The organism is Bacteroides faecalis, from assembly GCF_003865075.1.
Taxonomy (GTDB): domain Bacteria; phylum Bacteroidota; class Bacteroidia; order Bacteroidales; family Bacteroidaceae; genus Bacteroides; species Bacteroides faecalis.
Window position 1 is genome coordinate 1 of sequence record NZ_BHWB01000040.1, and the last position, 9,192, is coordinate 9,192.

At 37.1% G+C, this 9,192-nt stretch carries 3 protein-coding genes and 1 pseudogene; all 4 read right to left on the minus strand.

What is annotated here, in order from left to right:
- Nucleotides 1–1,917: pseudogene (locus EJF25_RS24185) on the minus strand (RagB/SusD family nutrient uptake outer membrane protein); the annotation flags it as partial.
- Between the two features lie 14 nt (nucleotides 1,918–1,931).
- Entirely contained in the window at nucleotides 1,932–5,045 is a 3,114-nt protein-coding gene (locus EJF25_RS24190) for a SusC/RagA family TonB-linked outer membrane protein (RefSeq protein ID WP_125043239.1), read from the minus strand.
- 30 nt (nucleotides 5,046–5,075) lie between these two features.
- Nucleotides 5,076–6,584 (minus strand): IPT/TIG domain-containing protein, encoded by a 1,509-nt coding sequence (locus tag EJF25_RS24195; RefSeq protein WP_125043241.1) that lies wholly within the window; start codon nucleotides 6,582–6,584, stop codon nucleotides 5,076–5,078.
- A 57-nt stretch (nucleotides 6,585–6,641) separates the two neighbouring features.
- The gene (locus EJF25_RS24200; protein ID WP_125043243.1) at nucleotides 6,642–9,155 is read right to left on the minus strand and encodes a glutaminase family protein; all 2,514 of its coding nucleotides are present in this window, start codon (nucleotides 9,153–9,155) and stop codon (nucleotides 6,642–6,644) included.
- Nucleotides 9,156–9,192: the final 37 nt, after the last annotated feature.

Below are 9,192 nucleotides of genomic sequence, written 5' to 3' on the forward strand. Positions count from 1 at the left end.
CATTTCGATGTGTTTCATCCATTACCACGTTACAACCATATATTTGCAATGATTCTTCAATTGGAGCATCTTTCCAACGACGGAGATCATAGTAACGTTTGCCTTCGCCCATTAATTCAATCATACGTTCACGTTTCAATGCTTTACGCAGTTCGTCTTTATTTGCGTATTGAGTTTCTGTATAATCAGGAAGACCGGCACGAATACGTACAGGATGAATACCCTTTTGCATTTCTTCTTTATTACGATTAATCGTATAAGTCATCGATTCATCCCAAGAAGGAATATTATAGGTACCATCTAATTCATTTAAAGCCTCTGCATAAAGCAATAAAATATCAGCATAACGAATTGCCGGTTCTGGCTTCTTTCTGATATTACCTGGAGAATCCTCAGGATTAACAAATTTCATAATGCCAATACCTGTACGCAAATGGAAAGGCGAGTTCATAAAACCATTCCCTAAGCCACGATAGTAAAAGTCTGCCGGTTACGATCATTTGGTTCTGTACGACTCATATAATTCCAAACAGCCCCATTATATGCTACCGACGCATAGAAACGAGGTTCACGATTTGCATATTGCAAAGAAACATTTTCGCTAAGTGGCTTATAGAGTCCATTCTCAACATCTTCTTTTGTAGTAAAACCTGTCAAACGTTGAGAACCATCACCGCGTCCAATTTCCTTGTCCTTTCCTGGGCAATCAAAACCATTGTTCATATAATAAGCATCACACATTTTCTGTGTTAAGCCATGTGTATTCCATCCACCAAAATCTCGCGGCATCTGATGTAATACCAATGCCTCAATTGCATAATCCCCATCAGTTGTATTATTAATACGAGAAAATATTAACTCAGGATTATCTACAGCAGATACATCACCACTAAACAAGTTACGATAAGATTTGAAAGGGTCAATATCTTTCCATCCATTTGGCCAGATTTTAGTAGAGAAGTTGTTGTCAGAAGGTGGAACAATAGTCGGACGATCTTGAGGTCCATTATCAGAACTTGAGAATGAAGCATGATAAAGTTCATACACTCCCAATTCCATCACATCTTTACAAGCTGCAGCTGCTTTTGCCCATTTTTCTTCATTGTATTCAGGAGATAGGAGACGACGTCCCTGATCATCCACTAATGCTTGTGCAAACTCATCATTGTTACCATTTGCCAAAGGACTTGCTGCAAAAATCAAAGCATAGGCACGAGTAGCTAATGCTGCTCCCTTAGTTGGACGAGCAATATTTTCGTTATCCATACGTTTTAAATATTGTAACTCTTTGGCAGCTTGTACCATTTCAGCACTAATAAAGTCAGCAACCTCTTCGTAAGAACTACGAGGAGTAGCAATCTGGTCATAACTTTGAGTATAGTCCACTCCTTCATCCGGCATCAAAGGTACTGGACCATATTTACGAAGTAACAACCAGTAAAAATAAGCACGAACAAAACGGGCTTGTCCTTTATAATCCAATCTTTCCTCCGGAGTCATGGTTGGATTCATATCAATGTTGTGAATGAAGACAGAAGCCTGGTAGATTCCTTTATAACAACGAGGCCAAACCTCATTAAACTCATTCTCATTATACTCTCCCAATTTGAATTTATTGTAAGACAACTGACTGCCTTCTTTAGGATCATATGCAATATCACGATCCCCATAGTACATGTCATCAGCAAAACAATGGCTGCTTGTACCTGCGTCTTTACTTACTACATCGGCACATTGATTCTTCAAAAAAGAATATGCATAAGCAAGCCACTGCTCTGTACGATCTCTATCTGTAAAAACCGCTTCAATAGTAGTACGGTCTTTGAAATACTTGTCTGACTCTAGATAGTCAGTGCAGGATGAAAACACACCTGCACTAAATATGGCTAGCAGTAATATAAATAGCTTCTTTATCATAATTTCGTATTATTTTATAAGTTAACTGTTAAACCCATTGTGATTGATTTAGTCAACGGATATTCTTCACCACGTGGTTGAGTTGATTCAGGATCCCATAATTTAAAACTTGACCAAGTAATTAAATTAGATCCTGCAACGAATATACGGATATTATTAAAATGAAGTTTATTGGTTATATTTTTCGGAAGAGTATAACCTATATCTACATTTTTCAAGCGTACATAACGTCCGTTACGTAACCAATAAGTAGACCCCTGTTCATTATTTCCATTTACACCATATGTTAAGCGTGGATAAGGAGCATTCGGATTTTCATTCGCCTGGATACCAAGCTTTTCTGCAGTTTCTGAATCTACCCAACGATCTTCAAGCATACCTTTCATGATATTACCCCAGTCATTTTCTCTAAATGCAAATACACACTTACCATAAATAGGGAAAGTTGATTTACCAGCACCTTGGAAATGAACATTAAAATCAAATCCATTCCATGCAACAGAAGCACCAATACCATAAACCAGATTAGGCCGTCTTGTCGCACCGATAGCAACTCGGTCACCATTATCAATAACACCATCACCATTGACATCTTTATATTTGATGTCACCAGGTTGTACTACTCCCCATTCTGTTTGTTTCGGGCTGTTACGGATATCATCATAATCTTTAAACAATCCTAATGCAATAAGACCCTTTTCTTGATCCACACGATAACCACGTTCATATTGATAAGGATAAACCTTATTTTCCTCATCCTTGTCCAACACTTCGTTTTTACTATAGGTCATATTACCACGAATTGTCATATCGACATTTCCAATTTTCTCTTTTAATGAAAAATGTCCGTCAAAACCTCTGGAACGAACTGCACCGACATTAGCTCTTGGTTTACTTTCTAATCCTGTAATGATTGGCAGGAATTCGCGTGTCATATAAATACCAGTACGTTTTTCATAGAAATAATCTACTGTAGCAGAGAATTTATCATTGAATAATGATAAATCTATTCCAAGGTCATCTTTGGTGGCAACTTCCCATGTAATATATGGAGAAGCTACCTGCGAATAATGTATACCTTTATAATAATTAGAATATGCTGCTGTTCCCCAGTTATAACCCGCAAGATCTCTATTATTATCCCCATCTCTATACCAATCCTGAATTGTATACAAATATGGGAATCTATCATTCATATTGTCATTACCAACTTTACCATGTGAGTAACGAACTTTAAACATATTCATCCACTTTAGATTATTTTTGATAATAGGTTCTTCAGCGATATTCCACGCCGCAGAAAAAGCAGGAAAAAAGCCGTATTGGTGTCCTGTTGCAAAGTTCTCAGAACCTGTATAACCAAAATTAAAATCAAAGAAATAACGGTAATTCCAATTGTATGTAACGCGTCCGGCTAAACCTTGATTTCTTCGTGCTACACCATTTTTAATATCAGTACCTATATTTACTGTCTGTTTTTTAGAATCTTGTGTATATCTTACAGTAGCACCTAGATGATGATCTTTAAAACCACGATCCCAACTTAATAATAAATCTAAAAACTCGCGACGATCTCCTCCCGAACCACTATCTTGAAACATATCACTTGGACCGGATACATGGTCCCAAACAATTTCTCCATTCTGAGGATTACGGCTCAATGCTTTCCATTGGTCTGGCCAACGATGACGGTTAATCCAGTTGCTATTATTAGTATCATATCCAAAACGTCCGACAAAACGTAATCCTTTGGTTATAAAATCAAAGTTCTGCTCTAATGTAACATTGGTCTGAATATTATTATCCCAATTTTCATTATAACCAGTTTGTGTAGCAGATACCCATGGATTGGTTTTATTTCCTGTACCTAAAGCTGGGATACGTCCATTGGAATAAAGTACCGGAGTACTAAGAGCATTATAACCAAAAAGTTCTCCCCATACATCATTATCACCTAATCCAGGACTATTACGTTTAGCTAAAGAACCCGATACTCCTACTTTTAAAAGAGTCGTTTTGGTAATATCAATATCAACGTTCATACGATAATTCCAACGCTTATAATTAGCATTCGTATCATAATCTTTTTTCAAAGTATCATCGGTTTTGTACATACCTTCATCTTCCACATAACTAGCGGAAACAAAGTAACGAGCTGTAGAACCACCACCGCTTAAATTCAAGTTGGCACGATAACTCCAAGCGCCATCTTTCAACAATACGTCCATCCAATCTACATTCGGATATAAATCAGGATCTAAGCCTAAACGTATAATTTCCAGTTCTTCCGGTCTAAAAACAAAACCTTTATTACGAGTAACACAAGCTTCATTCATTAAATTAGCATATGTATTTCCATCTACAAACTCTGGAGTAATAGTACGTGTATTATACGAAGTTTCTACCTTAGCATTAATATTTACCTTACCAGCTTTACCATGTTTTGTAGTAATCAATACTACGCCATTAGCACCCTTAGAACCATAAATAGCAGTAGCTGAAGCATCCTTTAATACAGTGAATGATTCAATATCTTCAATATTAATCTCATCCAAATTATTACGTTCAAATCCATCGACCAAAATATAAGCACTGTTACTCGCTCCAAAAGTAGAGATACCACGAATCCAGAATTCAGAAGTATTTTTACCAGGTTGCCCTGAATTCTGCATTGCGATGATTCCTGGTACATTACCAGCTAGTGCATTAGATAAATTAGAAGTCGGGAACCGTTTCAAGTCTTCCACTTTCACATTGGTTACCGCACCGGTAACGGTCAGTTTTTTCTGTGCTCCCATACCAGTAACCACTACTTCATCTAATGCACTTGCAGCGGCCTCTTTCATCTCTACATTAATCGTATATTTATCTTTTACTAAAATTTCAACAGTTTCATAACCAATATAAGTAAAAGCTAATTTATGATAAGGTTCCATCTTAAGATGATAATGTCCATCCAAGTCTGTGATAGCACCCAGACCAGCAACGTCTTTCACAGAGACATTGACACCGATCATAGGTACTCCTTTCGTGTCTGTAACTGTACCACTCACAGTTACAGTTTGCTGTGCTAACATAGTTAATGGTATGCATAGTAACACAGCAAACATGATTAAATACTTTTTCATATAAATACGTGTTTATTCGTTAGATTTTGATTAATTAAAATTACCTGATTCCAGATCTACCGATGTTCCCGTTTCTCCTTCCATTGATATAGTCCGTATCTTACGACCTACAACATCCAAAATATAGAATACATTGTCTCTTTCATCATAAGCTATACCACTTGGATCACGAAAGCGGGCAACTTCACGTAAATCACCATCCTCAGTCCCCCAAACATTATTATCAACAACAGAAGTAGTGTTTCCACGTCCAGCATAAGTACTTACGATACCTTCTGGAGATAACTTACGAATACAGTGGTTTTTATTATCGCAAAAGTAGAAATCATACACATCTTCCCTACCTTCATCCACATACTCTTGATTCTTTACAAATACTCCTTGATATGGACGGTTTAATCTAGCACTTACTCCGGCAGCATCTTCCCATGCAGCAGAACGTGCCTGTCCAGCAACAACGTAAGCAGGAGCAAAACGTTTCTTTTCCCAATTGTAGTCTGTACGCAAAATATAATGTTGATTAATTACCACAATATAGGCATAATTACCACTAGGGTGTATGTTAATTTGGAATTCCCAACCAGTATCCTGGATCGTAAATAATTCGTCATAATTTCCACCATCTCTGTCAGGATTCCAATTACCACCATTATTAATTGTTTCAAAGTATTTGGATACATCCATACGGAATACTTGACCACGTTCATAACTATTAAAGTATAGTTCGTTGTTATTTATCGGATGAAGAGCAGCACCATTACATTGTTTATAAGAAGCAATTAACTGAATACTACTATTATTCGTAAATGAACCATCTTCATTACGCTTCACGAAATATACACTTGGACTAGTTCCAGTACCCCAACCATCAAAATCGACAGCTACAACCATATATTGTCCATCATTTGTGAAGTCAAGCGAACGCAAACGTCTATCACCAAATGATGAACGATTTAGCGGAGTAGAAAGCATTCGATTCTTCAAATCCAACAACTGAATATCAGCACCGTCATATACAACGTACAGATGATCAGGATACAACGGATCAAACTTCAAACATCCATCATTACGAAACCCGCAACAAATATCAAATGAACCATCTTTCCAGCCCTGATTATCATATTCATTACGATAGCCGCATAATGTACCTACCACCATCTTTTTCTCATATTCAAAGGTACTTTCCGATATACCAGTCACTTGATTCTCTTCTCCTCCGACTATCACTTTAATGTCGCCGTCATAAGCCTGTGATGGGACTAAACAATAAATACTATTGTTATTAACATTAATAATAGTAGCCTTTTTCCCACCGATCATAACATTAACCAACGACTTATCCAATCCGAAATTTTCTCCGTAGATAACCAGACGTTGCCCAGTTCCACCTTTCTTAGGTGTAAAATCAGAGATCAACACGGGTTTCGAAGGATCAAAAGCTACCGCATTTGTATTGTCATCATCATCTTTGCAACTACAAATGCAAATCGTGAATAATGCCAGTAGTACCCACTGCCACTCCTTCAATACTTTTTTCATTTTACATTTCATGTTTTTCATTTTAGTTAATAATAAGTGTATTGTAAATTAAACATCTCATCGAACTTTGTTCATTAGTACCTGCATCCAGTATCCACCGATAACCGAACGGGCCTTGAAACCTACCCATTTACCACTGTCCGTATGATGCCAGTCACTGATAGGCACACGAGATTCTGTCTCATTGATGTATTTATAAAGAGGATCTATAAACTTCTCGAATGTATTCTGGTCAGGCGCCATTGCCGCTGTCCACATAATCCAGTCCGATTTAGTGTACTCTTTACGCGAATCCAGAGGTAAACCATAAAGATTCTGCTTGGTCTGATAATACTTGATTTCTTTTTCGATCACATTATTGGGAAAGAGATTCAGGTTCCACATCTTATCCCAAACCATATTATATTTTTGACTCCAAGTATTTTTACGGTCAAAAGCCAGGCGATAATGATCACCTTCATTCGCCATTTCTTCCCATTTCACAGCCATATTCTTGGCAATGGCAGCATATTTATTTGCAACATCATCCAGACCCAGTAGACGTGCCATCTCACTATATCCGGCAACACCCATGATAGCTTTTATTGACAAATTCGCATTATGCGCCCAATGACCTGCAAAGTCATCTGTGCAAAGTTGATTCTCAGGGTCCTGTCCATACTCTACTAAATAATTAGTCCATGTGGTCAAAATATCCCAATATTTTTTTACATAATCAACATTTCTTTCAATTTTTGAGATAGCTGCAGCTAGAATAACCATGTTACCACCTTCTTCAATTGGCATATCGCCTCCGTAAACTTGTCCGTTAGCTATAGGATATGTTCCTAAGTCATGAGCTGGAAAAGGTTTATTCCAACGACCACTAGCACTGTATTCAAAAATACTAGTCATCATTGCTTTCTGTAAATCAGGATTATAAATCAAGAATAATGGGGCAGACGGATAAGTTAAGTCCACTGTATTAACACAACCATTACTGTTGTTCTCTTTTGAGAACCACATCAAGTTACCTTCTTTATCTGTGAAGAGTTTGTGGGCTGACATTACCTGACGATAAGCAGCCGAACAGATTTCAGCATATTTTTTGCCACCTGCTCTCTCTGCATCATCGTAAATCATCGTATCCAAAGCACGACAACGCTCCATAACTGATTGATAATTATCTCTCAGATTCTCGAAAGCATCGAATATGGTTACTTTACCGTCATGCTTCCAGTATCCCATACGCTTTTCATACATATATTCGATAGAATAGATATCATCATAACCAATCATCATGAATCCCTCTTTGCTATCCTTAGAAACTGTACCTAAGTTATGTACATAAGCCATAGCAGGATTATCCTCTTCTTTGCGAGTAGTCCATTTTGTAATAGTGGAATTTAAACTTCCGTTTTTTACAAATGACTCTTTCATTTTATAATAATCGCCTAAACCGATAGATTTTCCTACTCCATTTATACTAGCAAGGTATGCGTAACCCCAATCTGCACAAATTAAGTCACCTTTACGATCACATATTGGCTGATCAATTGTTCCTGCCTCAACATAGCTAATACCATTTTTAGATAATGTACGTGCAATAGTAGGTTGATTATTCTCATTAATACTCAATTCTGGAGTAGTTTCCATATAGAGTTGTACGTCATGGCCTTTTTGATCAAGTGCTCGTACGCGATAGGATATATAATTAATAGGTGTAGATAATAGATCCAGATCATCAATCAATTGAGGAGCTGTAAATACGAGATCGAGTTCTACAGGACCACAGGTAAAAGTATAGTAACTAGAGGTTGCTAGTACATCTACAGATTTTTGAATAGCCTCATCAGAGAACTTTACGGCATCTTTCTTCTCACGAAATAAACCAAAATCCACATAGGAACCTCCCGTAGTATTGTGGCAATGAGCAGCAATCACATTCTTACCATTACGCAATTTTTTCTTTGCTGCATCAGTCAGTTTGAGATACACATTGTCTCTCCAGACAAGATCTGTAGAAACTAATTGTTCTCCATTGAGATATAACTCAAATACATCATCATGAGAATAAATTAAATAAAATTCTTCTGCTAAATCTAAATTATTAATATCGAACTCACGACGAATATAAATATCAGTATCATTCCCTTTCCACTCTGTGTGAACCCGTTGCATATCATGGCTACCAAAAGCGGCTTTTCCTTTTTTCCAACTGCTATCATCAAATTGAAATTTTTGCCATCCATTAGATGGTGTGCTATTCGTATAAGCTGCCTCCCAATGTTCTACATTAGTCATAGGGGCAATCGGGACTAAATTTATTTTATCTTTACCCAGAAAACGATATACTTTACCATCTACACGTAGGGCGCCCAATAAAGGCTTCTTTGCACTTGTCCAATGTTCTGTACTCCCTTCCATCAGTTTGTCATAAGGAGACCAAATTGAAAAATATGGGTCTGTAACAACAATTGGCACTGACGGGACACGTAGCGCTATTTCTTTAACAGGTTCAAAGAAGTTAGTTGTCTGAGCATTAATCAGCATACTAACAGAAAGAGCCATCATAATTAGTAGTTTCTTCATAATTCTTTTAATTAATCCTTAATTCCGCAACACTATT

Excerpts from the sequence above, each read along its gene's own strand:
- EJF25_RS24190 (WP_125043239.1), bottom strand. The coding sequence starts at position 5,045 with ATGAAAAAGTATTTAATCATGTTTGCTGTGTTACTATGCATACCATTA.
- EJF25_RS24200 (WP_125043243.1), bottom strand. The coding sequence starts at position 9,155 with ATGAAGAAACTACTAATTATGATGGCTCTTTCTGTTAGTATGCTGATT.
- EJF25_RS24195 (WP_125043241.1), bottom strand. The coding sequence starts at position 6,584 with ATGAAAAAAGTATTGAAGGAGTGGCAGTGGGTACTACTGGCATTATTC.